This is a genomic window from Ponticaulis koreensis DSM 19734 (genome assembly GCF_000420665.1).
GTDB classification, from domain to species: domain Bacteria; phylum Pseudomonadota; class Alphaproteobacteria; order Caulobacterales; family Hyphomonadaceae; genus Ponticaulis; species Ponticaulis koreensis.
Map to the genome: position 1 here is coordinate 370,698 of NZ_ATVJ01000001.1, position 25,375 is coordinate 396,072.

Annotated in this window: 28 protein-coding genes; 18 read left to right on the top strand and 10 right to left on the bottom strand. The window is 55.6% G+C overall.

Annotated features, from left to right (window positions below; all coding sequences use genetic code 11):
* The first annotated feature begins 29 nt into the window (after window positions 1-29).
* Window positions 30-2,024, top strand: a complete 1,995-nt coding sequence (locus G523_RS0101985) for a S9 family peptidase (protein WP_022693341.1) — start codon at window positions 30-32, stop codon at window positions 2,022-2,024.
* Between the two features lie 40 nt (window positions 2,025-2,064).
* On the opposite strand, the gene G523_RS0101990 is transcribed toward G523_RS0101985, so the two are convergent.
* Entirely contained in the window at window positions 2,065-2,601 is a 537-nt protein-coding gene (locus G523_RS0101990) for a DUF1573 domain-containing protein (RefSeq protein WP_022693342.1), read from the bottom strand.
* Window positions 2,602-2,712: 111 nt separating this feature from the next.
* Here G523_RS0101990 and G523_RS0101995 point away from each other — a divergent pair, with 111 nt between their 5' ends.
* Window positions 2,713-3,303: a thymidine kinase gene (locus G523_RS0101995; RefSeq protein ID WP_022693343.1), complete on the top strand. Its 591-nt coding sequence runs from the start codon at window positions 2,713-2,715 to the stop codon at window positions 3,301-3,303.
* Between the two features lie 83 nt (window positions 3,304-3,386).
* Window positions 3,387-3,992, top strand: a complete 606-nt coding sequence (locus tag G523_RS0102000) for a hypothetical protein (protein WP_022693344.1) — start codon at window positions 3,387-3,389, stop codon at window positions 3,990-3,992.
* On the opposite strand, the gene G523_RS0102005 is transcribed toward G523_RS0102000, so the two are convergent.
* Window positions 3,993-5,174 (bottom strand): helix-turn-helix domain-containing protein, encoded by a 1,182-nt coding sequence (locus tag G523_RS0102005; RefSeq protein ID WP_155802562.1) that lies wholly within the window; start codon window positions 5,172-5,174, stop codon window positions 3,993-3,995.
* A 78-nt stretch (window positions 5,175-5,252) separates the two neighbouring features.
* Here G523_RS0102005 and G523_RS0102010 point away from each other — a divergent pair, with 78 nt between their 5' ends.
* The 14 genes from G523_RS0102010 (at window position 5,253) to G523_RS0102075 (ending at window position 16,289) form a co-directional block, all read left to right on the top strand.
* Window positions 5,253-5,765: a hypothetical protein gene (locus tag G523_RS0102010; RefSeq protein ID WP_155802563.1), complete on the top strand. Its 513-nt coding sequence runs from the start codon at window positions 5,253-5,255 to the stop codon at window positions 5,763-5,765.
* Between the two features lie 275 nt (window positions 5,766-6,040).
* On the top strand, window positions 6,041-6,685 hold the full coding sequence (locus tag G523_RS0102015) for a 50S ribosomal protein L21 (RefSeq protein ID WP_022693347.1): 645 nt from the start codon (window positions 6,041-6,043) through the stop codon (window positions 6,683-6,685).
* 44 nt (window positions 6,686-6,729) lie between these two features.
* Window positions 6,730-6,999 carry a 50S ribosomal protein L27 gene (gene rpmA, locus G523_RS0102020; protein ID WP_022693348.1) on the top strand — a complete coding sequence of 90 codons (270 nt, stop codon included), beginning with the start codon at window positions 6,730-6,732 and terminating at the stop codon, window positions 6,997-6,999.
* A gap of 133 nt (window positions 7,000-7,132) precedes the next feature.
* Window positions 7,133-7,654 (top strand): GNAT family N-acetyltransferase, encoded by a 522-nt coding sequence (locus G523_RS17545; RefSeq protein ID WP_022693349.1) that lies wholly within the window; start codon window positions 7,133-7,135, stop codon window positions 7,652-7,654.
* 12 nt (window positions 7,655-7,666) lie between these two features.
* A complete protein-coding gene (gene obgE, locus G523_RS0102030; RefSeq protein ID WP_022693350.1) occupies window positions 7,667-8,707 on the top strand; it encodes a GTPase ObgE in 1,041 nt (346 codons plus the stop codon).
* Between the two features lie 3 nt (window positions 8,708-8,710).
* Window positions 8,711-9,853 (top strand): glutamate 5-kinase, encoded by a 1,143-nt coding sequence (gene proB / locus G523_RS0102035; protein WP_022693351.1) that lies wholly within the window; start codon window positions 8,711-8,713, stop codon window positions 9,851-9,853.
* Window positions 9,854-9,859: 6 nt separating this feature from the next.
* On the top strand, window positions 9,860-10,498 hold the full coding sequence (gene nadD / locus G523_RS17550) for a nicotinate (nicotinamide) nucleotide adenylyltransferase (protein WP_022693352.1): 639 nt from the start codon (window positions 9,860-9,862) through the stop codon (window positions 10,496-10,498).
* A gap of 100 nt (window positions 10,499-10,598) precedes the next feature.
* Entirely contained in the window at window positions 10,599-10,991 is a 393-nt protein-coding gene (gene rsfS / locus G523_RS0102045) for a ribosome silencing factor (RefSeq protein WP_027441371.1), read from the top strand.
* 13 nt (window positions 10,992-11,004) lie between these two features.
* The gene (locus G523_RS0102050; RefSeq protein WP_022693354.1) at window positions 11,005-11,469 is read left to right on the top strand and encodes a 23S rRNA (pseudouridine(1915)-N(3))-methyltransferase RlmH; all 465 of its coding nucleotides are present in this window, start codon (window positions 11,005-11,007) and stop codon (window positions 11,467-11,469) included.
* A complete protein-coding gene (locus tag G523_RS17555; protein ID WP_022693355.1) occupies window positions 11,469-11,798 on the top strand; it encodes a CPCC family cysteine-rich protein in 330 nt (109 codons plus the stop codon). Before G523_RS0102050 ends, G523_RS17555 begins: the two co-directional genes overlap by 1 nt.
* A gap of 125 nt (window positions 11,799-11,923) precedes the next feature.
* Window positions 11,924-13,039, top strand: a complete 1,116-nt coding sequence (locus tag G523_RS20005) for a murein hydrolase activator EnvC family protein (RefSeq protein ID WP_162141013.1) — start codon at window positions 11,924-11,926, stop codon at window positions 13,037-13,039.
* 27 nt (window positions 13,040-13,066) lie between these two features.
* Entirely contained in the window at window positions 13,067-14,395 is a 1,329-nt protein-coding gene (locus tag G523_RS0102065; protein WP_022693357.1) for a S41 family peptidase, read from the top strand.
* Between the two features lie 191 nt (window positions 14,396-14,586).
* On the top strand, window positions 14,587-15,786 hold the full coding sequence (locus G523_RS17565) for a divergent polysaccharide deacetylase family protein (RefSeq protein ID WP_051134735.1): 1,200 nt from the start codon (window positions 14,587-14,589) through the stop codon (window positions 15,784-15,786).
* The gene (locus G523_RS0102075) at window positions 15,786-16,289 is read left to right on the top strand and encodes an RNA pyrophosphohydrolase (RefSeq protein ID WP_022693359.1); all 504 of its coding nucleotides are present in this window, start codon (window positions 15,786-15,788) and stop codon (window positions 16,287-16,289) included. The genes G523_RS17565 and G523_RS0102075 overlap by 1 nt, the downstream gene beginning before the upstream one ends.
* Window positions 16,290-16,367: 78 nt before the next feature.
* Here G523_RS0102075 and G523_RS0102080 read toward each other — a convergent pair whose 3' ends face one another.
* A complete protein-coding gene (locus tag G523_RS0102080; RefSeq protein ID WP_022693360.1) occupies window positions 16,368-16,778 on the bottom strand; it encodes a F0F1 ATP synthase subunit epsilon in 411 nt (136 codons plus the stop codon).
* A gap of 59 nt (window positions 16,779-16,837) precedes the next feature.
* On the opposite strand from G523_RS0102080, the gene G523_RS20795 reads away from it, so the two are divergent.
* Window positions 16,838-17,677 carry a glycoside hydrolase family 19 protein gene (locus tag G523_RS20795; RefSeq protein WP_162141014.1) on the top strand — a complete coding sequence of 280 codons (840 nt, stop codon included), beginning with the start codon at window positions 16,838-16,840 and terminating at the stop codon, window positions 17,675-17,677.
* Here G523_RS20795 and G523_RS0102090 read toward each other — a convergent pair.
* The 7 genes from G523_RS0102090 to G523_RS0102120 form a co-directional block, all read right to left on the bottom strand.
* Window positions 17,662-18,210: a hypothetical protein gene (locus tag G523_RS0102090; protein ID WP_022693362.1), complete on the bottom strand. Its 549-nt coding sequence runs from the start codon at window positions 18,208-18,210 to the stop codon at window positions 17,662-17,664. The two genes, G523_RS20795 and G523_RS0102090, sit on opposite strands and share 16 nt — an antisense overlap.
* A gap of 161 nt (window positions 18,211-18,371) precedes the next feature.
* A complete protein-coding gene (gene atpD, locus G523_RS0102095; RefSeq protein ID WP_027441373.1) occupies window positions 18,372-19,793 on the bottom strand; it encodes a F0F1 ATP synthase subunit beta in 1,422 nt (473 codons plus the stop codon).
* A gap of 387 nt (window positions 19,794-20,180) precedes the next feature.
* Window positions 20,181-21,065, bottom strand: a complete 885-nt coding sequence (locus G523_RS0102100; protein WP_022693364.1) for a F0F1 ATP synthase subunit gamma — start codon at window positions 21,063-21,065, stop codon at window positions 20,181-20,183.
* A 72-nt stretch (window positions 21,066-21,137) separates the two neighbouring features.
* The gene (gene atpA, locus G523_RS0102105) at window positions 21,138-22,673 is read right to left on the bottom strand and encodes a F0F1 ATP synthase subunit alpha (RefSeq protein ID WP_022693365.1); all 1,536 of its coding nucleotides are present in this window, start codon (window positions 22,671-22,673) and stop codon (window positions 21,138-21,140) included.
* A 5-nt stretch (window positions 22,674-22,678) separates the two neighbouring features.
* Window positions 22,679-23,224 (bottom strand): F0F1 ATP synthase subunit delta, encoded by a 546-nt coding sequence (locus tag G523_RS0102110; RefSeq protein ID WP_233347292.1) that lies wholly within the window; start codon window positions 23,222-23,224, stop codon window positions 22,679-22,681.
* Window positions 23,225-23,427: 203 nt separating this feature from the next.
* On the bottom strand, window positions 23,428-24,585 hold the full coding sequence (locus G523_RS0102115; protein WP_022693367.1) for a winged helix-turn-helix domain-containing protein: 1,158 nt from the start codon (window positions 24,583-24,585) through the stop codon (window positions 23,428-23,430).
* Between the two features lie 235 nt (window positions 24,586-24,820).
* A complete protein-coding gene (locus tag G523_RS0102120) occupies window positions 24,821-25,360 on the bottom strand; it encodes an SMI1/KNR4 family protein (protein WP_022693368.1) in 540 nt (179 codons plus the stop codon).
* Window positions 25,361-25,375 lie beyond the last annotated feature (15 nt).

Genomic DNA, 25,375 nt, shown 5'->3' on the forward strand with positions numbered 1-25,375 from the left:
CCCACTCACAAGTTTCTGGTGACTGTTTTATGGCCCTCTTCAAACAACTGATTTTATCCGGCGTCATGGCGAGCGCATTTGCGCTGCCATCCATGGCACAGACTTCGTCCGCCGCGGGCGGCCAGTCCGGCTATGACGAAACGCTCGAAGCGATCTCCCCGACTGACGAGCCTGTGCGCGTTGGCCTTGCAGGCGAAGATCCGGCTGATATCGGCCGCTACATTCTGGCAGCCAATGGCGGCGTTGGCGGCGGCTCGCTGTCTCCGGATGGCGAAACGATCGCCTTCTCATGGTCCATCACAGGCGAGCGCCAGCTCTGGACGATACCTGCAACAGGCGGCCAGCCTACACGCCTGACATACGGCAATGGCATTTCCTTCTATCGCTGGGCACCGGATGGCGAACACCTGATCTATGGCGCAGACAATGACGGTGACGAGCAGGAAGCCTACTTTCTGATCTCTGCAGACGGCACGAGCGAGGAAATTATCTTCCCTGCACAGCCGGGCGCCTTCCGCACATTTGGTGACTTCCTGCCGGAAGGTGATGGCATCATCTACACCTCTACGGCGCGCACCAACCTTCACTTCGATATTTACAAGGCAGCTATCCCGAATGGCGAGCCTGAAATTATCTATGAAGGCGAGTTCGGCGTTTATGTCGGCGCTGTGTCTCCGGACGGCAAATATGTGAACTTCTCGACCACTGTCGGCGAGGATTCTAACAACCTCTATATGCTCGACATCGAATCCGGCGACGTCACGACAATTTCGGAGCCAGAACGCCGTGCGTCTCAGGGCGGCATCACCTGGAAGGACGATTCTTCAGGCTTCTACTTCGTCAGCAACATGGAACGCGAATATCAGGCGATCCAGTATTATGACGTCGAGTCCGGCTTCACCTCCATGATCGCATCTGACGATCAGGCGGATATGGGCAGCCTGCGCCTTTGCGGTGCGGACGACCGTTACCTCGCATGGACCCGCAATGTTGGCGGCTACTCCGTCATCCACGTGGAAGACCGCGTCGAAGACACAATGCTGGACGTGCCGGAACTTCCCGATGGCGCTTACGGCCTCTCCTGTAACGAAGAAGATCCGCGTATTGTGATCGGCGTAAATGGCTGGCGCACACCGGGCAGCTTTGTGACTTGGGACCTCGATACAGGTGAAGTGCATGACACATTCATCGCGCCTATGGCTGGTCTCGACCCGGAACGCCTCGTTCGCCCTGAAGATGTACGCATCACAGCGCGCGACGGTGTTGAGCTTCAAGGTCTGCTCTATTTGCCAGACGATGCCTCTTACACAGGCGAAGGCCTTCCACCGGTCGTCTTCTTTGTACATGGCGGCCCGACAAGCCAGTCCCGCCCGACCTTTGATGCCAACACGCAATATCTGGTCGATCAGGGCTTTGCTGTCTTTGAACCGAATGTGCGCGGTTCTACCGGTTTCGGCCACACCTACGTAACGCTGGATGACCGTGAGAACCGTCTTGAGTCCATCGCCGACCTTGTCGATATGCTGGACTGGCTTCGTGAAGATGGCCGCGTTGATGCAGACCGCGCCGCGGTTGTTGGTGGCTCTTATGGTGGCTATGCGGTGAACGCCGCGGTTGCCAACTTCCCGGGCAATTTCGCAGCAGGTGTTTCCCTCTTCGGCGTTGCAGACTGGGTCACAGCGCTTGAAGTTGCGTCGCCGGGCCTCAAAGCATCTGACCGTATCGAGTATGGTGACATCACTGAGGATTACTGGCGCGAGTACTACACAGAGAACTCTCCGATCCGTCAGGCAGACCAGATCGACGTGCCAATGCTCTACTCACACGGCGCACGTGACCCGCGGATCGACATCTATGAGACTGAGGTGATGGTCCGCACTATCCGCGAAAACGGCGTGCGCGCTGACTATATCCGCTTCCTCGATGAGGGACATGGCTGGCGGAAGCTGTCCAACCAGCTCTTCTATGCCCGCGCGCAGGCAGAGTTCCTTGCCGACGTTCTGGACATGGATATTGGCGAGTAATCGCCAGCCTGAAATCTGAAAATAGCGAAACGCCGGGAGCCTAGCTCTCGGCGTTTTCTTCTTCTACCGGCATCTCACCGACAGGCCACACGACGGCGCGCGCATAGAGCGTGGAGTCAGGGCCGTTAAAGGCATCGGTGACAACGTGGATGCGGATATACTGCTCGCCTTCCATGCCATCGGTATTGATCGAGATTTTGATCTCGCCCAGCTCGTTACCCGGCACGGGTTCTGGAGAAATGCGTACGGAGACACCTGAAGTCTGCGAATAACCGCGCTGTACACTGAGCGGTCCAAAGCCGTTATTGAGGAAGAGGTAGGTGTGTTCCAGAATGCTACCGTGCTCGACATCCCCGAAATTGACGCTCGCCGCATCAAAGCCGATCACGCCTTTATCGTCCGGTGCGCGGATTGCGTAGGCTTCAACCATTTCCCCGGTTTCAACCATAGCTTCTGCAGGGTCCACCGTTTCGATCTGCTCCTCAGGCGCAGCATCCTCATCGCTTGCAACTGACACAGGGGCAATGGCCAGAGTTGCAAACGCAAGGCAGGACAGGCGTAAGGTCGCAAAACTCATCTAAATTCTCCGCTTTTCGCTTCAGGCTGAAACACTTTCCGCAGAGAGTGCAATTCCGTTACCAGTTTGGAAAGTGATGATTGCAGTTACAGAATCGGCTAGCAAAGGCTCATGTCCAAGCTCTATTTCACCTACTCGGCGATGAATGCCGGCAAGTCGGCAATCCTGCTTCAGGCAGCCTATAACTACGGCGAACGCGGCATGTCGGTCATGCTCTGGACATCCGGGCATCACGGTTCTGAAAATGCTGAGACTGGCAAGATCGAATCCCGTATCGGACTGGAGGCTGAGGCCCACCTGTTCCGAAGCGAGACAGACCTTTACAGCGCCATCTCCAAACGGGCCGAGAACGCCCCGCTGCATGCCATCTTTGTGGATGAAGCGCAGTTCCTGAACGAGGATCAGGTCTGGCAGCTGGCGCGTGTAGGCGACGAGATGCGCCTGCCAGTGCTTTGCTATGGCCTGCGCACAGATTTTCAGGGCGAGTTGTTCGAAGGCGCAGCCGCTCTGCTCGCGATTGCGGACGATCTGCGCGAGGCGCGCACGATCTGTCATTGCGGACGCAAAGCCACGATGACGGCGCGTCTGGACGAGAACGGCAATGCTATTCGTGAAGGCGATCAGGTGAGCGTGGCTAAAGGCATTTATGTCTCGCTCTGCCGTCAGCACTGGAATGAAAAAGTGCGGGGCGTAACCGGATAAAAAACTCACCGGTTCGGGGGATAGGTCAAATCCGGCATTCATGTGTATTCTAACCGCAGAGGAATACTGCGGGAGAACACCAGATGGGAATGAAGCTTTCACGCATCGCTTTGCTGGCTGCGACACTGGCCATGGGATTTTCCACTCCAGCAAATGCTGATGACGACTATAATGTCTGGGACCATTTCGCGCCCGGCTATTACGTAGAGGCAGATGATGCGGGCGAAGCGCTCTGTGAGCGCCCCGAAGGTACAAACTGGATATATCTGCATCCTGAGCGCCGCGAAGACGCAACCATTCCAGGCGTATTTTCAACCTTTGAAGGCTGGATGGCATTTAACTTCAATGGGCGTGAGGAAGACTATTTCCTCGAGAGCTTTGGTGGCTATGGCTTCGATCTGGATGAAGCACAGATTGATATGATCCATAACTTCTTTGACAGCCTGAGCCATGCGTCAGCACGGGGCGTTGGGCTCTCTGGCGGCGGCCTCGGCTATACGACAGGCGGCGTCGCCAGCCTTCAATTTGGCTGGCATATCGAAACGGGCGACGTCCATGTCTTGTCGCTCGACTTTGAAGATTATGGCCGTACGCGCGATATTGTTCTGCGGGGCGAGGACGATATGAAAACAGGCATAGACCTGGAAGGCCGCCCATTGCGACCATTCATCCATTGTGGGGCTGAGTAATCAGTCGATCTCTTCGCGGATGAGGCGTGTTGAAAGCGGACGGTCGGCCTCACCGCTGACCGCAAACACAGCCTCATATCCGGCGCTGCGAATGCTCTGATCGAGCGCAGAGCTCACACGCGCTTCATCGCTCAGAAAGTCTGTCAGCCCGATCAGCCCTGCATCACGGGTTCCTGCCATAATCCAGATCAGGTTACCGCCCTCTCCCGCCTGAACGGAAAAGAGCGCAAAGTCACGATAGGCAAGGTCTTCAGCGGCGTTCCGGAAGGCGTCACTGATAAAGTCAGTCTCGTCTTCTGTGTCGAGGATTTCGTCGAATGTCCGGCCCAGCTGAAAGCGCGAAGACTGCATGGTAGCCGCCTGCAACGGGCCGAGGCCGCTGGTAAGACCTATATAAACAATGTCTGCCTCGGCGATTTGCTCTTCCGTCAACTCCGACGCCATGACGATTTGCGGCGACCGACTGGCAAAGAGCGGAGACAACGCGTTCAGCGCCTGCGCCGTAGACGTAGGCAGATAACCGAGCGAGACATCCACATACGTCCCCATCAGCTCGGGCTCACTCAATAGAAGGTCTGTCAGGTCACGCGAGGAATTGATCTCGAAATCCCGAATTAAGCGGTCGAGGAACAGACCATCCTGATACTCGCCGAAAATATAATAATCGCCGAGCGCAATCAGCAGAGGCCTCGAACGATCAGCAAGCGGCGAGAAGACCGGAGAGGCTTCCAGCCGTGTCTCACCTCGGTCGCCTCGCAGCAGGAACATGCCCTGAACCAGAATCACGACAAGGCACGCAGCCAACACGCCCCATATCCAGCGTGGCGGATCAGCTTGCGCGGGCATCGTGTCTGCCTCAGCAACCGGCACCACCCGCTCTAATACAAAGGCATAATCGCCGCGCGGCAGAATCAACTGGCCGTGGCCGACATCGCCGTCACGCAGATAAAATTCTTCCAGCTTTTTGCGCAGGCGGTGAATGTAGACCCGAATACTGGCATCTTCAGCATCGAGCTGAACGCTACGCCTGAATACGTCGGCGGCAATTTCAGCTTCCTTGGGTGGCCTCTCCTCAAGTGTACGCGTTGCCAGATACTCGAACAGATCGACGAGACGGCCGCGACGTCCGATGACGCCGGACGCACGCACGCGATCAATTTCGGCTTTCAGCTCCGCAGACACTTCCACATCCTCCCGACGCGCTTCCCTCAAAGGCTTCTTTGTATAGCGCACTATCCTAAATCGAAGGATATGCGCGCTATGTCCAGCCTGTTTCTCGTCACTGGCGTATTCGGCTCTGTTCGGAACGCAGATTGCACGTGTCAGGGGAAAGAAGGACTTTTTCCGATGAATGCACGTCTCTCAGAGCTATTTGCGACCCGAATTGATACAGTTTCCGATCTGGAACAGCTGGAATTCCAGTCTGGACAAGTCTGGACGGTACAGGGTGGCCGGTATGATGGCCTCCAGATTCTCGTTGTTAAGACAGAACGCCATCCGACCATGGGCGTCGCCGTTCACGTCTCCGTGCGCGGACCGCTGACGACAGAAGGCGGCTCCGAGCTTGAAGGGATTCCCCACCTGCCATTCACGCCGGAAGCCATGCGCCATTCCGGCCTTCAGCTTACCGGCTTCATCTCCGAGCTGCCCGATGACTGGGAAGATATGTATGAAGACTGGCTGAGCGACGCAGAAATGGAAGAAGCCGGCCTGTTCAGCCTGCCTCTGCGGGAAATTCTGGACACGATCATGGCCAAGCTTTCCTGGATATAATCGGCTAGCCTTCTGTTTTATTTCATATATTCATCGCCAAAAGATCAGGCTAGGTATTGATTGCCTGCCAGCCCCAATGTGCTAAAATAAGGTGTGTGGCAAAAACACTCCGGACGCGCCGGGATTGACTTCCGGTCAACCCCTCCGTACACGGACGTAAAAATACTGCGCTAGCGTCAATACGTAATTGACTCTTATGCCAGCATATGTCATCTGCCGCGCTTTCCGGCTGGCTAATTACCAGTGAAACCCAGTTTTTTGAGAGGATCTGCGCGATGTACGCAGTCATCAAGACTGGCGGCAAACAATACAAAGTGGCCGCCAATGACGAAATCACCGTCGAGAAAATCGACGCTAACGAAGGTGATGAGCACGCATTCAACGAAGTGCTGATGCTCGGCGAAGGCGACGACGTCACAGTTGGCGCGCCGGTTGTTGAAGGCGCTGCTGTTGTTGGTGAAGTCGTTTCTCAAGGTAAAGGTGACAAGGTCATCATCTTCAAGAAGCGTCAGCGCTCTACTTACAAACGTAAGAAGGGTCACCGCCAGAACCTGACAACGATCAAAATCAAAGAGATCGTTGCTGAAGGTTTCGACGGCAAAGTGAAGAAAGCCGCTGCTAAGCCAGCGAAAAAAGCTGCGCCTAAAGCTGAAGAAGCTCCTAAGGCTGAAGCAAAAGCAGAAGCACCGAAAAAAGCTGCGCCTGCTAAAGCTGCTGCAGCTGGTAGCGATGACCTGACACAGCTCAAAGGTGTTGGCCCGGCATACGCGAAGAAACTGAACGAAGCAGGTATCACCTCTTTCGCGCAGATCGCTGCCCTGACACCAGAAGGCATCACTGAACTTGAAGAAAAACTGAACGCTTCAGGCCGCGTCGAGCGCGACGGCTGGATCGAACAGGCAAAAGAACTTGCGAAATAAGCCTTAAACCGGCATTTATCTCGCAGAATTGAAGGAGTGGCCTAATGGCTCACAAAAAATCAGGTGGTTCGTCCCGTAACGGTCGCGATTCAGAGTCCAAACGCCTTGGCGTGAAGAAATATGGCGGCGAGCACGTCATTCCTGGTAACATCCTCATCCGTCAGCGCGGTACTAAGTGGTATCCGGGCGACAACGTTGGCATGGGCAAAGACCACACGCTCTTCGCTAAAGTTGAAGGTCAGGTTCAGTTCCGCAAAAAGCGTGACAACCGTCAGTACGTCTCTGTGCTTCCAGTCGCGGACGCAGCCGAGTAACGGCAGCCGCGCAGGGCTGCCAGAGTGGTGGCCCCTTAGCTCAGACAGAGCATGGTGATAAAGACCAGGGAGGCCGCCGGCCTCCCTTGTTTCGTTTCTGGACCTCAGAAACGCTTCGACAGGTGAAACCACCATGCAGAAAATACTGAAGACCAAACGCCTCACTCTCCGCCCGCTTGCCGCTGTCGATACAGCCTGGCTTCTGGGATTCTGGAATATCTCCGACGTCAACCGTATGACGGGCAGCATTCCAGCCAAGGTGGACGAAGACTTTGTGCGCGGCCGAATTCAGGCTGCTGCCGAAGGCGATGAGGCGCAGACCAGTATTGTTCGCATGATCGAGCTTGAAGACGGCACACGCACGGGCGTGGTCAGCCTCGACCGGACCACAACGCAGGAACCGTTCAACCTCGGCTATGCCATCCACCCGGATTTCTGGGGGCAAGGCATTGCAACGGAAGCTGGTCAGGCGATTCTTGATTGGGCAGACGGGTTCGTCACGCCAAAATATTATGTGTCGGGGCATTTCACCGACAACCCAGCCTCAGGCAACGTCTTAAAAAAGCTCGGCTTCATGCCGTGCTGGCGCGCGCCGGTGTATTCTACGGCACGTGACGAGAAGGCCGATCACCTGTATATGTCGCGTCTTATCTAGCAAGTCAGTCTCATGAAATTTCTCGATCAGTGTAAAATCTATATCCGCTCAGGCCATGGCGGCGACGGCTGCGTCTCTTTCAGACGCGAAGCCTATGTCGAATATGGCGGCCCTGATGGCGGCGATGGTGGTGATGGCGGCGACGTCTGGATTGAAGCTGTAGAAGGCCTCAATACGCTGATCGACTACCGTTACAAACAGCACTTCCGGGCAGATCGCGGCGGCCACGGCATGGGTAAAAACCGTACAGGCGCACGCGCAGAAGACGCCGTGCTGAAAGTGCCGGTTGGTACTGAAATTCTCGAGGACGACAAAGAAACGGTGATCGCCGACCTTGATGAGGTTGGTAAGCGCGTTCTTCTCGCTGCCGGCGGTTCCGGTGGCTGGGGTAACGCACGCTTCAAAACGGCAACCAACCAGGCACCGCGCCGGTATAACCCTGGCCTTCCGGGCGAAGAGCGCTGGATCTGGCTACGCCTGAAACTGATCGCTGATGTCGGCCTGCTTGGCCTGCCGAACGCTGGTAAATCTACATTCCTCAGTGTTGTCTCCGCAGCCAAACCGAAAATCGCTGACTATCCGTTCACGACGCTGGTGCCAAACCTCGGCGTAGTTGATCTTGGCCCGTCTACACGTTTCGTAATCGCCGACATTCCGGGACTGATTGAAGGCGCTTCTGAAGGCGCAGGGCTCGGCCACCGCTTCCTTGCCCATGTGGAGCGATGCAAAGTCCTTCTGCATCTCATCGATGCAACGCAGGACAATCCGGACGAAGCCTATCTGAAAATTCGTGGCGAGCTGGAGGCTTATGCCGACCATCTGGCCGACAAGCCGGAGATTATCGCGCTTACGAAGGCCGATTCGCTCCTGCCGGAGCAGCTTGAAGAAGCGCGCCAGCAGCTTGCCCGCGTGACGGATAAGAAGGTTGAGATCATTTCCTCTGTTGCCAAACAGAACATCACACCGGTGCTGCGCCAGCTTGCCGCCTATGTGTATGAGGAAGACCTTTCCATGCTCGATGATGATATCAGCGAGGAAGGCTGGACGCCTTAAAAGATGAACACGTCGATCGACACGGCAGAACGTATTGTCATCAAGGTCGGCTCGGCGCTGATCGTTGATGCAAAAACTCGTAAGCCAAATCAGTACTGGCTTGCGACGCTGGCAGCAGACATTTCTGAACTACGTGCCGCGGGCAAACAGGTCGTTCTCGTCTCTTCGGGTGCAGCCGCACTAGGTCGCCCATTTCTGACCGATGCCGAAAAATCAGGAAAGCAGGGCCAGCTTGAATTAAAGCAGGCCGCTGCCGCGATTGGACAGCCCCGTCTCATGGCATCGCTTCAGGCTGCTTTCGATCTTCAGAACATTCCGCTTGCGCAAGCACTTCTCACGCTGGACGACACTGAAATCCGTCGTCGCTGGCTGAACGCACGCGCGACGCTCTTCACGCTTCTGGATAATGGCGCTGTTCCCGTCATCAACGAGAACGACACCGTCGCAACGTCTGAAATCCGGTATGGCGACAATGACCGCCTTGCCGCACGGGTCGCGCAGATGGTAGGCGCAGACGTGCTGGTTCTCCTGTCAGACATTGATGGTCTCTACACGGACGATCCGCGAAAAAAACCGGACTCGAAGCACATCCCGACAGCTAAGGGCGTAACGCCAGAGCTACGCTCTTATGCCGGTGACGCCAATGCGAGCGCTGGCGTTGGCACGGGCGGCATGGCGACAAAGCTGGACGCTGCAGAGATCGCATGGTCTGCGGGCTGCTCTACCGTCATCACCATTGGCAAGCCGGAACATCCACTCCGCCGCCTGCGTGATGGCGGGCGTTCAACATGGATTGTATCAGACCTGACACCACAGGCCGCTCGCATGAGCTGGCTTGCTGGTCACTTAACGCCTGAAGGCGCGGTCACCGTCGACGCAGGCGCTGAAAAAGCTCTGACAAGTGGCGCAAGCCTGCTCGCGGTGGGCATTAAATCCGTGAACGGACAATTCCCGCGCGGCGCGGCGATTGCGATCAATAACGCCAAAGGCAAAACCATCGCCAAGGGCATCGTCTCCTATCAGGCCGCAGAGATAGAACAGATCAAAGGCTTACAGACATCTGATGTCACAGCCCGCCTTGGCTACCCTGCCCGCTCTGCCGTCATTCACAGGGACAATATGATCCTTGTCGAAGGGGAAGACTGACCTGTCATGACCCTTCGCCTGCCCGGACCCTATAAAGGCCTTCGCATTGGCCTATTCGGCGGAACCTTTAATCCGGCGCATTCAGGCCACCAGCATGTTGCCATGCAGGCGCTTAAAGCTCTCAAGCTCGACTATGTCTGGTGGATGCCGGCCGCAGGAAATCCTCTGAAACATGAAGGCAGCTCGTTCAGTGCGCGCTTTGCCAGCGCGAAACGTGTCGCCTCACATCCGCGCATGAAGGTCTCCGACCTCGAAGTCCAGCTGGGTACGCGCTATAGCTATGACACGATCAAAGCACTTATGCCTCGGGTAAAAGGCGGCGAATTTGTCTGGCTGATGGGCGCGGATAATCTGCGCTATTTTCACAAATGGGGGCATTGGGACGAGATCGCCTCGCTCCTGCCAATTGCCGTGATTGCGCGCCCTGGTGATGCGCGTCTGGCACGTCTGTCCAAGTTTGCACGCCGCTTTGCTGAGTGGCGGCTTCCGGCTGAACAGGCAGGCAGCTTTGACAAATATCACCCGCCGATCTGGTCCTATCTGCCAACGCCCCTACATACAGCGTCATCGACAAATATCCGGCGCGCAGCTCTTGCACGTAACCCGTTTGCAGCGCGCGCCTCTTCCTCAAATTCAGGCGAATAAGGGCCGGACACCTTATTTCACCTCAAGCTTTGTTCGGATGGACAAGTTGTGTTATTAAACAGCTTGTCTGAAACAGTTTTGAAAGGTCAGTTTTTTGGACGTGAGTACACAGCCCGCAGCCTCAGAGTCAGGCGCAGGGTCGCATGATGAATATCCGCCGCTAGAAACCCTCATCATTGAGGCGCTCGAAGACGATAAGGCAGAAGACATCACAGTGATTGATCTCGGTGGCAAATCTTCCATCGCAGACACAATGATCATCGCCTCCGGTCGTTCCGCACGGCATGTCAGCTCACTGGCTGACCACCTCATTCGAAAGCTCAAAGCAGGCGGTTTTGGCCGCGCGCAGGTCGAAGGTCTCGCCAGCGCCGACTGGGTATTGATTGATGCCGGTGATGCGGTGGTACATCTCTTCCGTCCGGAAGTCCGCGACTTCTATCAGCTCGAGCGTATCTGGGCTGGGGACAGCCGTCATACCGCCGAACAGCACTGATCTCTGATCCCGAATGAAAATCAGCCTCATCACGGTGGGCCGCATGAAACGCGGCCCCGAGCGCGAGCTTGTGGACGACTATATCGTCCGCGCGAAAAAGCTCGGTACATCGCTCGGCGTTCGTGACGTCTCCGAGATTGAGGTTGAAGCCAGCCATACGCAGGAACAAGAATGCGAGAGACTCCTCGCCAAAATCCCTGCAGGCGCGGAAGTCTTCCTCTTTGACGAACGAGGCAAAGACTGGAGCTCCACCGAGTTCTCCGCACATCTGGAAAAGCTGAAAGACAATGGCTGTCCGGACCTCTGCTTTCTGATTGGCGGCGCTGACGGCTTTACCAAAGACGTGAAGCGCCAGTATCAGAACAAAATCCGCCTCGGCTCTCTCACATGGCCGCATAAGCTGGTTCGTGTGCTGGCGGCAGAGCAGATCTACCGCGCACTCAGCCTTATGGCTGGAACGCCTTACCACCGCGAATAATGCGCACGCATAAACGCCATCCTTGCCCGTGTTGCGGCTTTGATACGCTGAACGCGTCCGGCGCTTATGAATTATGCCCGATCTGTCTCTGGGAAGACGGAGAAGATGAAGGCGAGACGCTGGAACTGCGTCAGGCCCGCATCAATTTTCGTGATCATGGAAACATCTATCCGGCCGGTGCAGTGCCTGTAGACGCCCTCCATCCCTCACCCGAACGCGCCCAACTCATCACCTATGCGCTCAGCGTTCTGAACGGTGTTGAGACGCGCGATGCGCTACTGCTCGACGGGCTGCTTCTCGCCCATGAAGTTGCCAGTGAGTTTGATTGACCTCGATTCATGACTCATTTGCGAAGCATGGTTAAACTGGGCCGATGATTCTGCGCCGCGTTTCTCCTTTACTTCTGGCCTGCCTGATTGCCGCTCCTTTACCGGTTGCAACAGGGCAGGAAGACATGACGCAGGAAGAGCTTCAGGCTTATGAAGAGCGCCTTGAGGCCGACCGTATCGCGCTGGAAGCTATAGAGGCTGCACAGGAAGCCGCACGAGCCGATCTTGCTGTTGTGAACCGCCAGCTGCTGGCCGCGGCTCAGGAAGGTGCGCGCCGCGAAGAACAGGCTAGTCGCATCGAGCAGCGCCTGATAAGCCTCGAAATCGAGGAAAGACAGGCGCGTGACGCCCTGATGGCAGACCGTGAAGGCCTGCGCGATCTTATCGCCGCACTGATTGCAGCCTCTCGTCGCCAGCCGCCTGCGCTTGCAACCCATCCCGATAGCGCAACAGATGCCATCCGTTCGGCCATCATCATGCGTGACCTCGCCGATGATCTTGAAGATCGCTCGGCGACGCTGGCTGCCTCTATTCGTGAATACGCCGATCTTCTGGATGCTGTGCGCCGTCAACAGGAACGCCTCGATGTTGAAGAAGAGGTACTTGCAGAAAACCAGCGCGAGATTGAACAGCTCGTCGCGCTTAAGCGCGCTGCCTTCGAAGACCTGACAGGTGAAGCGGATGCGCTTCGCGAGCGGGTCGCCGCACTCGCCACACGCGCCGAGAATATTCGTAGCTTCCTTGATGATCTCGCCGCGAACGCGCCGCCAACGCCGGGGCGAAAACCACCGGAGCCAACACCAAGCCGTCCAACGGCGCCAGCTCCATCCACTGCCCCGCCTGCAAACGTCGCCGTGCTTGACGGGCTTGGGCTTCCTGCAACCGGCCAGCTCGTTCAGGCTTTTGGTGATTTATTGCCGACGGGACGCCGCGCCGAAGGTATCACACTGCGCACAAGATCAGCAGCACAGGTCGTCGCGCCATCAGATGCCACGATAGAATATGCTGGTCCTTTTCGCAGTTATGGACAAATGTTGATTTTACGAACGGGTGATGGCTACCATATAGTATTATACGGTCTGTCAGATGTTTATCCGACGCTAGGCCAGTCGGTTCTCGCCGGAGAGCCAATTGGCAGGATGACAAACCGTTCCGATGTCGAGCCTGACCTGCATATGGAATTGCGACGCAACGGAACGCCTGAAGATCCGCAGAGATGGATGTCCCGCCGGTCCGGTTGATCTGGCGGGCAATTGAGGAGAGAGCCTATGCGCTCATGGTTGATGGGAACAGCTGTCGGTTTGACAGCCCTTGGTTTCACCACAGTTGGCGTTTCATCGCTGGCTTGGTCTGCCGGCAGTAACACTGGAAACCAGGAAGAAATCTATCAACAACTCGATCTGTTCGCGGAAATTCTCGCACGTGTAGACAGCGAATATGTTGTGGATGTCGATGACTCCGAAGCGATGAAGTCTGCCATTAACGGCATGCTTGCGTCGCTCGACCCGCATTCCAGCTATCTCGCGGCTGACGATTATGAAGACATGCAGGTCCAGACAAGCGGCGAATATGGCGGCCTCGGCATTGAGGTTCAGGCCAAAGACGGCTATGTCGAAATCGTAGCACCTATCGATGACACACCGGCCAGCCGCGCAGACCTGCGCTCTGGTGATCTAGTCTCCGCGATTGATGGCGTATCAATCGTTGGTCAGTCACCAAATGACGCGATCACAAGCATGCGCGGCGAAGTGGGCACGGACATCACGCTCACAATTATTCGCGCTGGTGAGGACGACACATTCGACGTCACGCTAACGCGTGAAATCATCCGTCCGAAATCTGTAATTCACCGCATTGAAGATGAAGATATCGGCTATGTCCGAATTTCGGCATTCAATGAGCGCACGACCGAGCTTCTGGATGAATCCCTTACAGCCATTCGTGAAGAGCTGGGTCCAAATCCGGCCGGTCTGATCATCGATCTACGGAACAATCCGGGCGGTCTGCTGGATCAGGCGATCTCCGTTTCCAGCATGTTCATGAGCTCTGGTGAAGTCGTCTCTACACGCGGCCGCGACCCGCGTGACATTCAGCGTTATAACGCTGCGCCGGGCGAACGCTTCCCGGATACGCCGATCATGGTGCTGATCAATGGCGGTTCTGCTTCGGCTGCTGAAATCGTTGCCGGTGCACTTCAGGACATGGAACGCGCACAGGTTCTGGGCATGACATCCTTTGGCAAGGGGTCTGTACAGACAGTTATTCCGCTCAGCGCACAACGCGGCGCTCTGCGTCTGACGACAGCGCGTTATTACACGCCGTCTGGCCGCTCTATTCAGGGCACAGGCATCGAGCCGGACTTTGAAGTTGCGAGCCGCTTCATCACCGAAGACGAGCTTGAAGCTATGCGTCGCTTCTCCGAGGCTGATCTGCCAAACGCGCTCGATAATGACTCAGGCGCTGAACGCCGCGAAATCCACCTGCCGGAAGACATGCCGTCAGAAGATTATGAAGGCGATGACTATCAGCTCGAGCGCGCGATTGAGCAACTTCGCACGATCACGCTGTCCAGCCTTGATGCTGCGCGCGCAGGCTAGGCCTCAAACAGCGTAAACCACTGAATTCGCCGGGCTGTGAAAGCACCCGGCAGATTCTGCCCCCTTTGCGAAGCATTAACGGTTTTGCCCCAGAACTCTTAGAGATTCGAATTTCTCTTTAAGAGTTAACCATGGCGTCCACCCGCAAGCCTCCTCCCTCCCCGGTCAAAACGGGGATCATGCATACTGCCATGGCAGTCATGACGTTCGCGGCCATTTCCGCGGCAGGGATTCTGGCTATTCGCTTTACGGGTGATCCGAATACGGGCGCGCCGCGTCAGGTGGTTGGCCTGTTTGACGCCCAGCCTACTCAACCGGTTGGTCTCAATCACCGCTTGCCTGATGACGAAGCCGGTATTCACCACGCCAGCGCTGAAACCAGCCATGACACACCCGCGCCGAATCTTGGTGTAGCGGACCCGTCCGACCATAACGGACAGGGCGAAGTACAGACCGCCAGCCTTGAGACTCAGGCACCAGCCGAAACGCCAACGCCAGCGCCCAGCACAGCGCAATCTCAAACATCTCTGCCAGTAGCACCTCTGCCTGGCATGTCCCAGTGGAGCGAGCATGGCGGGCGCCTGCCGGTGATCGCCGATGACGGCCGCCGCAGCTTTGATGTTTACCGCCGTCCATTTTCCAACCCTGCGGGCCGCCCGACGATTTCCATCATTATTGGCGGTCTCGGCCTGAACTCACGCGTTACGCAGGCGGCGATTGATGAGCTTCCGCCAGAAGTCACTCTGTCCTTTGTGCCTTACTCTCGCGGGCTGCAAACATGGGTCGACCGTGCGCGCGCTGCCGGCCATGAAGTCATGATCGAGCTTCCAATGGAGCCGTATGACTATCCGAACAACGACACAGGACCTTACACGCTACTGACCACAGCGAACGCGACCGAGAACCGTCGTCGCACAGAATGGCTCCTCAGCCGTGCGACTGGCTATTTCGGCGTGACCAACTATCAGGGCGCAAAATTTGCGACCGATAACCGCTCCATCTCGCCTGTTTTCCAGATGCTGTCTGAACGCGGCCTTGCCTTCATTCACGATGGCGCCGCGCCTCGATCTGTCTTCCAGACGGTAGCAGACGCGAACCATCTGCCATTCACAGAAGCTGCGCGTGTTGTCGATGCGGACCCGACCGGCTCTGCGATTGACGAGCAACTTCTACACCTTGAAGCCATCTCGCTTCAGCGCGGGTCGGCGCTGGGCACCGGCTTTGCCTTCCCGATCACGATCGACCAGATCCGTGACTGGGCGGAAACCCTGCCTAGCAAGGGTTATCTTCTCGCTCCTGCCTCTTCCCTTCCACGGTCTGCGCCTGCTTATATAGCCGAAACAGAAACCGGGGCGGAAGCTAACCATGACGATACGCAGGCACACCACTAATGCATGAAGGCCCGTTGCAGGGACGCCGCGACCCGTCCCTTTACCGACCAAATGTCGGCATTGCGTTATTCTCCAAGCGTGGGCACGTCTTTCTTGGCCGCCGCATCAACGCACACGGCCCGTTTCAGTGGCAGATGCCCCAAGGGGGCATGGATAAGGGCGAAACGCCTGAGCTCGCCGCTATGCGCGAAATGGAAGAGGAGATTGGGGTCTCTCCGAAGCTCGTCGAGGTTCTCGAAGAGTCAGACGACTGGCTTTATTACGACTTTCCGTCTGATCTGAAGTCTCGCCTGCCAGGCCCGTATATCGGCCAGCGCCAGAAATGGTTTGCTCTGCGCTTTACCGGCTCTGATTCTGACGTGCGCCTCGATCTACACACGCCCGAGTTCGACGCGTGGCGCTGGGCGGAACTCTCCGAAGTGCCAGAACTCATCATTCACTTCAAACGCCCTGTGTATGAGGCTGTGGTGAAGGCCTTCGATAAATGGACTGATCCGGTCTGATCTCCGTTTAAAGCGAACAACAAAAAACCGCGCCCTGATGCAGAGCGCGGTCTTTTTAAATCTGATACAGATCAGCGCTTAATGGTGCGCGTCTTCCAGAGCATCAAGCTGGGCTTTCAGGCGCTGAACGTCGCCTTCCGCTTTGAAGCGGATCGCCTGATCGCTAGCGCCGTCACGGACACGCTCGGCTTCAGCAATCGCGTCCAGAATGCCATCATGGTCGAGGTCTTCCAGACGGATAGCTTCTTCAGCGAGAATTGTGAGGCCTTCCGGCGTTACGTCAGCGAAGCCACCATGCACGAAGTAACGGTGAACTTCGTCGCCGTCGATAATACGAACCCGGCCAGAGCGCAGCGTAGACATGAATGGTGCGTGGTTCGGCAGAACACCGAATTCACCCTCAGAGCCCGGCGCGATGACGTGATCGACTTCTCCGGAGAAAAGTTCACGTGCAGGGGATACCAGGGAAAAGTTCAGCTTTTCAGACATTTTTTCTCTCACGAAATTTCAGTGTGGGTTTAACAAGGATTTTCGCGAAGTCCAGTGCTGTGACGCCGCACTTACTGAATAAACGCCCGATCGACAGTTACAAACCAATCCAACGCTCGTCATACGACAACAATGATCGGAGCATCATTCCTCCCGACAGAGATATGCGCTTGCACACACCCCATAACCACGCCTCTTCAGTTTCCAAACTGTCGCCCGACTTACTAGCCTCACTTCTTCCAAATGAGCCAGATTGGCCTGATATCTGTCACTCGGTCCAAGGCGAACACATTACGACACTACTCAATGCCGACGACATCTTGAAGGCTGAAGGCATAACGACTGAAGTGAGGCTCGCCCACTTTCTGGGCCAATGCCTTATTGAGTCTAATTTCTTTCGCGCGACCGAAGAGAACCTCAATTATTCTCCCCGCGGACTACGTACAACCTGGCCCGCCAGATTTCCATCCGATTCCATCGCCCGAAACTATGCCCGCCAACCGGAAAGAATTGCTAACTACGTCTACGCAGATCGAATGGAGAACGGCGATGAGGCGTCAGGCGATGGCTGGCGGTTTCGAGGTCGGGGCATTATACAGCTGACGGGCCGGCGCAATTATCGGCGTTATGCAGACCTCACGGGCCTGCCGCTTGAAAAACATCCGGATAGCCTGGCTAACGATATGAACATTTCTGTCCTGGTGGCCGCAAAATTCTTTACGCAGAACAACCTGATACCACTCGCCGATGCCAATGATGCGAAACGACTTTCTCGCGCGATCAATCGCGGTAATCCGAATTCGGTATATCCTGCCCACCGCGAGGCTGATCGTATCCAGTTAAGTAAAAGAGCACTCAGCCTTCTGAGTGCCCCAATATTTGATCAGCGGTCGGGATAGAAAGACAGGATAGCGACGAGATCGCCCTCTTCGTCGCTCGTCTCAGTGCCTGCGAGCGCGATAAAGAAGACGATATTATTTACGACACGCTCGAACCGGCGGAAAGTCACCCCGTCCACGGCCTGAGCGCGCGCGGGCACTTCCTCAAAGTCTTTCTCGCTGGTGACATAGTCTGCGATTGCGTCGAATACCGGCACGATCGTCATGCCATCGGCGAACACCTCACAGCGGCCTACCGCGATGTTCTCATGCACATAAACTTCACCATCCTGCGTAGTAAAAACAGGCATGGATGTTACTGCGCCGCCCGGCCCAGGAAAGGCTGCGCCAACCGGCAAACGGGTAAACTCCAGCTCCGTGCCCTCAGCCGCCGCCTCAAGGCTCCAGCTTTCGAAGAAGTAATCCGTACAGGCTTCGCTCGTTGCAAATACGAAGTTGGATTCCGCGTCACTCAAATCCTGCGCGCTCGCTGGGCCGCACATAGCTGCTGCCAGAACGCCGCTCGCAATGGCAGCGTTAAGTGAAAAAGTCATGAAACGGCCTCCCTACCGCGTATTTGCTGTTAGCCAGCTATCATTTCCTTATGCATTCCAGCCTGCAGGGAGAAAGGCAAGAGCTTTAGAGAAATCGACAAAGAAAAAAGGCCGCTCCCATTGGGAACGGCCTCTTCTTAAAACTGAATTGACAACTCGGCTTATGCAGCCTCAGCGGCCATTTTCTGAGCCTTAGCCATAACTTCGTCCATGTTGCCGCACATGTAGAAAGCTTGCTCAGGAATGTGGTCATACTCGCCAGCGATGAGGCCTTTGAAGCCTTTGACGGTGTCTTCGAGTTTAACCTGAACACCTGGGGAACCGGTGAAGACTTCAGCAACGTCGAACGGTTGAGACAGGAAGCGCTCAACTTTACGAGCACGTGCAACAACCAGTTTGTCTTCTTCAGAGAGCTCGTCCATGCCGAGGATGGCGATAATGTCCTGAAGCTCTTTGTACTTCTGAAGGATAGACTGAACGCCACGCGCCACTTCGTAGTGCTCCTGACCAACAACCAGCGGGTCAAGAATACGAGAGGAAGAGTCGAGCGGGTCAACAGCCGGGTAGATACCTTTTTCAGCAATAGAGCGGTTAAGAACCGTTGTCGCATCGAGGTGGGCAAACGATGTCGCAGGCGCAGGGTCTGTCAGGTCGTCCGCTGGAACGTATACGGCCTGAATAGACGTAATAGAACCTTTAGTCGTCGACGTAATACGCTCCTGCAGGCCACCCATGTCGGTTGCCAGTGTCGGCTGGTAGCCCACAGCAGAAGGAATACGACCGAGAAGCGCTGACACTTCAGCACCGGCCTGTGTGAAGCGGAAGATGTTGTCGACGAAGAACAGAACGTCTTTGCCTTCTTCATCACGGAAGTACTCAGCCTGAGACAGACCTGTCAGAGCAACACGAGCACGCGCGCCTGGAGGCTCGTTCATCTGACCGTATACGAGCGCAACGCGGCTCTCGCCTTCAAGGTTGATAACGCCAGCTTCCTGCATCTCGTGGTAAAGGTCGTTACCTTCACGGGTACGCTCGCCAACCCCAGCGAATACAGAATAACCGCCGAAAAGCTTCGCGATGTTGTTGATCAGCTCCTGAATGAGAACTGTTTTACCAACGCCCGCACCGCCGAACAGACCAACTTTACCACCACGTGCGTACGGGCAGAGAAGGTCGATAACTTTAATACCCGTTACGAGAACTTCTGCAGATGTTGACTGGTCAACAAACTCAGGTGCTGGCTGGTGGATCGCACGACGCATGTCAGTTGCAATGTCACCGCGCTCGTCGATTGGCTCGCCAACAACGTTCATGATGCGGCCGAGTGTTGCCGGGCCGACCGGTACAGAGATCGGTGTACCTGTGTCAGAGACTGGCTGGCCGCGAACGAGACCCTCTGTAGAGTCCATAGCGATTGTGCGAACTGTGCTCTCACCGAGGTGTTGAGCAACTTCGAGAACCAGACGGTTGCCGTTATTATCAGTTTCGAGAGCGTTCAGAATATCAGGCAGCTTGCCTTCGAATTCCACGTCGACAACAGCGCCGATAACCTGGCTGACGCGACCGGTTGCGGAGGTGCTCATGGATGACCCCTTTTTATTGGACGGTTTAGTATCTTTAGTTGTTTTTGGAGCCGCTGCTGTAGCGGCTGTTTGAGCGGGTGCAGCTGAGGCTGCGGCAGTTTTTTTCGGTGCGGCTTTTTTTGCAGCAGGCTTGGCAGCCGCTTTTTTCGCTTCAGGCTTACAGGCACCACATGGCGCTGTATCCTTTTGCTTCAGCGCTTTCGCCGCTTTATCTGCTTCCGCAAATGCTTCAAACGGACCGTGCCATTTGTCATCATCGTTAGTCTGGTCGCCACCGACGCCCTGACCATTATTACAATAACGGCAGTCCGCGCTGTGAATACGAGCGCGTTTATTGCCGAAATTTTCGTAAATCCAGAAGCTCATAACCTGTGTCCTGTCCTCTCTCTAGAGCGCTTCAGCGCCAGAGATGATTTCGATCAGTTCTTTCGTGATCTGCGCCTGACGTGCACGGTTGTACTGGAGCGACAGTTTGTCGATCAGTTCGCCGGCATTGTTCGTCGCGTTATCCATCGCAGTCATAGACGCAGCCTGCTCGCCTGCTGCGCTTTCGAGAAGTGCAGAGAGTATCAGCGTGTTCAGGTAACGCGGAAGTAGCGTTTCCAGAATGTCGTCTTCAGACGGTTCATAGATGTATGTCGCACCTTTGAGGTCGACAGTCGGCACATCTTCAGGTGGTTCAGCCGGCACAAGTTGCTTGGCTGTCGGAACCTGAGAGATCACGTTTTTGAACTGCGCATAGATCAGCGAAGCCACATCGAACTCGCCAGCTTCAAAGCCAGCATTCAGATCTTTACCGAGCTGCAGCGCGATTTCAGCGAGATCGTCTGAGTTACGGGCAGATGACGTATCGATGTGAGAGACCATGAGGTCGCCATGCGTACGCATGAGTTGCTCGCGGCCTTTCTTACCGACAGTGATGATTTTCACTGTCTTGCCTTCGCCTTTCAGGCGCATGATTTCTTCGCGCGCTTTCTTCACAGTGTTGGCGTTGAAGCCACCGCAAAGACCGCGTTCAGCTGTCATGATGATAAGAAGGTGTGTGTCTGACTTACCTGTACCGGTAAGCAGTTTCGGACCCTGACCACCAGTTGAGGCAGCTGTCAGGTTTGCGATCACACCTGCAAGGCGCATTGAGTATGGTTTCGCAGCTTCAGCAGCTTCCTGCGCACGGCGGAGCTTGGCTGCAGCAACCATCTGCTTGGCCTTAGTGATCTTCTGTGTGGATTTCACAGAGGCGATCCGGCCTTTGAGATCTTTCAAACTTGGCATTTGAACTCGCCTGTAAGTCTGCAAGCGATGCGGCGGAGATTACCCTGCCGCAATCGCTCTTCCTAAGTCTGCTTAGCCGAAGTTCTTCGTGAACTCGGTCAGCGCTTCGTCCATGCCAGACTGGATTTCGTCCGTCAGTTTCTTCTCTGAGCGGATTTTTGCCAGCAGGTCAGACTTGTTCGCGTGCAGCCATGCGAGAAGCTCTTTCTCGTAACGTGTAACCGCTTCGACAGGAACTGTGTCGAGGTAGCCACGTGTACCTGCGTAGATCACAAGCGCTTGCTCTTCCATCTGAAGCGGAGAGAACTGAGGCTGTTTCAGAAGCTCTGTGAGGCGGGCGCCACGGTCGAGCGTTTTCTGAGTCGCAGGGTCGAGGTCAGAACCGAATTTCGCGAAGGCCGCGAGCTCGCGATACTGAGCCAGCTCACCCTTCATGGAACCAGCAACTTTCTTCATGATGCCAGTCTGAGCCGCAGAACCAACGCGGGAAACCGAGAGACCAACGTTCACAGCCGGGCGGATACCCTGGTAGAACAGGTCGGTTTCGAGGAAGATCTGACCGTCAGTGATCGAAATCACGTTTGTCGGAATGTACGCAGATACGTCGTTCGCCTGAGTTTCGATGATCGGCAGAGCGGTCATAGACCCTTTGCCGTGATCGTCGTTCAGTTTCGCCGCACGCTCGAGAAGACGGGAGTGCAGGTAGAATACGTCACCTGGGTAAGCTTCACGACCTGGTGGACGACGAAGCAGCAGAGACATCTGACGGTAAGCAACGGCCTGTTTTGTCAGGTCGTCGAAGATGATCAGAGCGTGCATGCCATTGTCGCGGAAATATTCACCGATTGTAGAAGCGGTGTATGGCGCGAGGTACTGCAGAGGCGCTGGTTCAGAAGCCGTAGCAGATACGACAACTGTGTAGTCCATAGCGCCGCGCTCTTCGAGGGTTTTAACAACCTGAGCAACAGTTGAACGCTTCTGGCCGACAGCAACGTAGATACAGAAGAGTTTCTCTGAATCGTCTTTTGCAGCATCGTTAGTCGGCTTCTGGTTCAGGATCGCGTCGATACAGATAGCTGTTTTACCAGTCTGACGGTCACCAATAACAAGCTCACGCTGGCCACGGCCGACAGGGATCATGCCGTCGATCGCTTTAATACCAGTCATCATTGGCTCGTGTACGGATTTACGCGGGATGATGCCCGGCGCTTTAACGTCTACACGGTTACGGGAAGCAACGTCAGCCAGTTCGCCTTTGCCGTCGATCGGCTCGCCGAGCGCGTCAACAACGCGGCCGAGAAGACCTTTACCGACAGGCGCAGCAACGATCTCGCCGAGACGCTTAACTGTAGAGCCTTCAGAGATGCCACGGTCATCACCGAAGATAACCACACCAACGTTGTCGCTCTCGAGGTTGAGGGCCATGCCCTTAACGCCGCCAGCGAATTCAACCATCTCACCAGCCTGAACAGAGTCGAGGCCGTGAACACGTGCAATACCGTCACCTACGGACAGTACAGTACCGACGTCGGAAACTTCCGCTTCCACGCCGTAATTTTTGATTTGATTTTTGAGGATCTCAGAGATCTCAGCCGCGCGGATGTCCATTGGGCTCATGCTCCCTTCATGGCAAGGTTCATACGATCAAGTTTGGATTTGGTGCTCGCATCAATGAGGCGAGAGCCAATTTTCAGCTGGAAGCCCGCGATCAGCTCAGGATCAACTCGGACATCCATGGAAACTTCGCCGCCGGATACGGAGGCAACCAGGTCTTCCAGTTCTTTCACCTGCGCAGCGGTCAGCTCGTGAGCAGACACAACGCTTGCGCGGGTCACGCCGCGTCTGGCAGCGGAAAGGTCACGGAAAGCGCGAACCATGCCCGCGATCTCTCCGGCGCGGCGGTTATCCGCAACAACACCAAGGAAATTCGCAACAAGCTGCGACAGACCCATTTTTGCAGTGATCGCCTTAATAACGGCGACCTTGTTTTCAGCGCTGACCGTAGGCGCAGCAAGCGCGCCATTAAGATCTGCAGATGCTTCCAGTGCAGCGCCAAAAGCGTTCAGTTCAGCCTCGACCTGCGGAATGACATTCTCTTCAGAAGCCAGGTCCAGCAGTGCGGAGGCGTAGCGAGTGGCGGCTTCGCTGACTTGTAACACGCTCAAATGCTCACCCATTCGGATTGGAGGCTTACAGCCCCGGTTCAGACGTCTAACAACCTTGGAATTATCGGCACGCAAAGCGCCCCACCCCGGTCATTTGCGCGGTCCTTAGCATGCTACCTACCGACTCGCAACAGGGGGTGAGCCGTGTTTTTCATGCCCGTTTGTCGCAGCTGATTGTTTTCTTTGAAAGAAGCCTTTCACGCCCCAAACTGGAAGGTCGCAAACCGATCGAGTTCACCCTCGATAATCGCTTTGTGGTCGGCCTCATTGCCTTTGCCCACCCAGTGCCAGGCCTGAATGAGAAGGCGCCCCTCTTTCCTGTCGGCTTTCAGGTCGAGACCGGCGACAATCTCATCGCCGATCAGTACAGGCAGGGTGAAATAGCCAAGCTTGCGCTTCTCCTTCGGGATATAGACCTCGAAGATATGGTCATAACCGAAGAACGCACTGGTGCGCTTTCGCTGAATGATCAGCGGATCAAATGGCGAGAGGATATGCGTCAGCGTCGGTTCAGGCGGTTCCGTGTCCAGCGTTTCAGGCCGCGCCCAATGCTGGACGTCACACCCTTCAATCAGAACCGGCCTTAAGCGTTTTGCCCGTACCTCGCGCTCGATCAGCGCCAGAATATCCGGCTTATCCTTTGCATTGAGATGACAAATGGACTCTAAACTCACCAGCCCTTGTGAGCGCAGCGCCCGTTCCAGCAGGTATTTCAGCGTCTGAAGGCGCGTTGCCGGTTTGGGCAGACGCTCCCATCCGAAGTGTCGTTCCAGAAGATCATAGGTTTTCAGCATGCCATCACGGCGGCTGATCGCCAGCTGCCCGCCGAAAAAGCCAGCCTGCAGCGCCTTTTTAGACGGCTTGCGCGATCCCCAGGCGTGAGACTTATCGACCAGCTTGTCGTCTTTAATGTCGGAAATCGCGAGCGGACCATCCTCACGCACCCGTTTCAGAATGCGCCGCATATCCTCTGGCTCAACGCTACCGAACCAGCCACCCGGGTCTTTGCGCTTTTCCTTCATCACCGCGACGAAATAGGGAAAATCCTCCGTCGCGATATAGCTCAGCGCGTGCGTCCAGTATTCAAAGACGGACTTATCATCAGATTGGGCGGCATTGAGATCAGCCCGCCGGTAAGCCGGAATGCGGTTGAACAATATGTGGTGATGGCACCGCTCGATCACATTGATTGTGTCGATCTGCACATAGCCAAGATGGGCTACTGCTTTAGCAAGAGCCTCAGCCCCCTCACCAAAGGGTTCACGCTCATCCAGCTTTTGCGCCGCAATCCAGATCGCCCGTGCCCGCGCCTGCGATAAAGTTTCATTGGGCGGCCCCGCGCTGGCCTTTGGCATCACCGGTCTCCGAATTGAACCAAAATGCTAAGCACCAAAGCGAAAGGTAGCAAGCACCCGCTTAGAAGCTCCCATCTCTCAAGAGGGGAGCCCTACTCCTCGGGGAGAAGGGTTTGGGATGAGGGGAACTCACGGGTCCAAACTGCGGCTGGAAGCTAGCCCAAAAGCAATGCAAGGTTTTTCTGGTGCATTTGTGGAGCGTGATGCACCCTACATATCGTCACATGCCCGCACTTCATAGCGCGACACGAGCCAACCTCAATAGCGCGTTTATATCCTCACAAATATACCAATACGTTTCGAGTTCTTCCAAATCTGCTTCCCCCAGATCTGCCAGCTCTGTATCCGGCCACATCTCTTCAGGCGTGAATGGCGGATTGGCGTTGTAAGGATAATCATCAATGATCTGAGCATAAATTGCCCCGGATTTTTCGGGGCGAAGGTCAAGGAGGTAGGTCGGTTCTGCACCCGACCAGTCAGCAATAGGCAATAGCCAATTCGGTACACTTGCCAACAATGAATCACGCGTCTCATAAATGTCCAAGAACCGATGTTCTTCACTCAGTGCGTAAAACTGGTTTAAGAGAAAGTCCTTATCATAAGCTGGTACCCTAAACGGTTCTGAATATTTTTCTCGGATTGCAAACCCATTCACTGTCTGAAAAAAAGTCCGATAGGCATGCGGCAAATTGAAGCCAATCGTGGTTTCCAATTCTCGAATTTGCGGCTCACTGGCGGGTTCGCATTGAGCCAGATATTTCTCGTTTTGTGACATCACCTGCGCGCCATA